Here is a 1946-nt window from a genome sequence, read left to right as displayed (position 1 = left end):
CTCGATCCCGAAGCGAGCATATTGTGTCCATTTCAACCGGTCCTACAAGGCGACACTTGCGAGATAACGCTGCGGCGCGGTCGATCGTGGTTGGGGGGTATCTGTGGGCAGACCTGCCGTATTGGTCCGCTTGTGGCCCATCAGCGAAGTGGCGACACCCCTCATTGCGGTCCGCTTACTGGGGCGGAGCGGGCCAGATTTGCTCACTCTGTGTTCTTCGCATTTTGACCCCAACCGGACATCTATTCGACGTCGTAAAGCCGACGACCGTCCGGTAACAATTTGTAAGACACGTGAACTTAGTCAGCAAACTTGACCAACGCAAAGCCGCAAAAATCTGCTAAGTTGAGCAGTCGGGCGTCTGACCCTGCGGGGAGGCAATGGTGACGAACTCGGAAGTCTCCAGCGACCGACCGAACAAACCCGCGTCCGATAGTGACCCACTGAACAAAACGCCATCTGCTAACGAGCCATCGGACCAACCGGCATGGACTGTCAACTTTAGGGATCGCCTGCGGACGCGATTGCGATTGATCGGTGGAGCGCTCGCTTCGATCGCGGCTATCGGCGTGATCGCGGGTGGCTTCGTCGGCTACTGGACTGTGTGGAAGACGCTCCGCACCGACGTGTTTCCGGACAAGCAACAGACGCAGATGGAGGCTACGACCCGGCCCGATATTGCTCCCCGCTTATCACTAGTCGTCCTACCGTTCGCAAATCTCAACAGCGATCCGGAGCAGGACTATTTTGCCGACGGCATTACGACCGATCTGACGACCGACCTCGCGCGAATGCCCGGCGCATTCGTTATCGGACGCGGAACGGCCTTTACATACAAGAACAAGCAGATCGACTTCAGGACGCTTGGCAAGGACCTTGGCATCCGATGGGCGGTCCAGGGCGCGGTGCGGCGCAGCGGGGATCAGGTCCGGGTCAACGTATCACTTACAGATATCGCGAGCGGTCGGGACGTCTGGTCCGATCTGACCTGCCACTGCGTATTTCCTCCAGATGGAGTTAGAGTCCGGCCCGCAGAAGGACGGACAGATGGAGCGAGCAAGATTTTCGGAAGAGCAGATTATCGCAGTGTTGAAGGAGCATGAGGCTGGGGCGAAGACGGCTGACCTTGCTCGCAAGCATGAGATTTCCGAGGCGACGATCTACAATTGGAAGGCCAAATTTGGCGGTATGGATGTCTCCGAGGCCAAGCGGCTGAGGGGCTTGGAAGAGGAGAACGCGAAGCTAAAGAAGCTTCTGGCCGAGCAGATGCTCGATGCGGCCGCCCTTCGCGAGCTTCTTTCAAAAACATGGTAGGGCCCGCCGCCGAACGCGCTGCGGTCGCGCATCTGCAGGCCGTCATGAGCCTGTCGGAACGGCGGGCCTGCTCGATCGTGAGCGCGGATCGGAAGATGATCCGCTATCGGTCCAGCCGCCCTCCAGAGGCAGAGCTGCGAGGCCGGCTGCGAGATCTCGCCAACGAGCGGCGGCGTTTCGGCTACCGCCGGCTGTTCGTCCTGCTGCGGCGGGAGGGCGAGCCGTCGGGGATCAACCGGATCTACCGGCTTTATCGCGAAGAGGAACTCGCCGTCCGCAAGCGACGGGCTCGGCGCAAGGCTGTGGGGACCCGAGCCCCGATCCTGGTGGAGGCCAGGCCCAACGCGCGCTGGTCGCTCGACTTTGTCCACGACCAGTTCGCCAATGGCCGGCGCTTCCGCATCCTCAACATTGTCGACGACGTCACCAAAGAATGCCTGGGCGCCATTCCGGAGACGTCGATCTCGGGGCGGGTGGCCCGCGAACTCACGACAATCGTAACGACGTGGCAAGCCAGGAATGATCGTGTCTGTCAATCGGCTTGCAAATTTGACCCGCATTGCCTCATCAAGAATGTTACCGGAGAACTGACCGTCAGGGTTGGGGCGGCGATACCGAATCGGATCGGTGTC

The 1946-nt window shown here is 60.2% G+C and carries 1 protein-coding gene and 1 pseudogene; both read left to right on the top strand.

The features are described from left to right. The first annotated feature begins 569 nt into the window (after positions 1-569). On the top strand, positions 570-1103 hold the full coding sequence (locus AC5ZGW_RS46010; RefSeq protein WP_245475195.1) for a hypothetical protein: 534 nt from the start codon (positions 570-572) through the stop codon (positions 1101-1103). Further along, positions 1048-1851, top strand: a pseudogene (locus AC5ZGW_RS46005) (IS3 family transposase); the annotation flags it as partial. The gene AC5ZGW_RS46010 and the pseudogene AC5ZGW_RS46005, both read left to right, overlap by 56 nt. Positions 1852-1946: the final 95 nt, after the last annotated feature.

It is taken from the genome of Bradyrhizobium sp. Crot121 (assembly GCF_059512385.1).
Note: the sequence above shows the minus strand (reverse complement) of the source record. Positions and strands in the feature narration are given on the sequence as shown.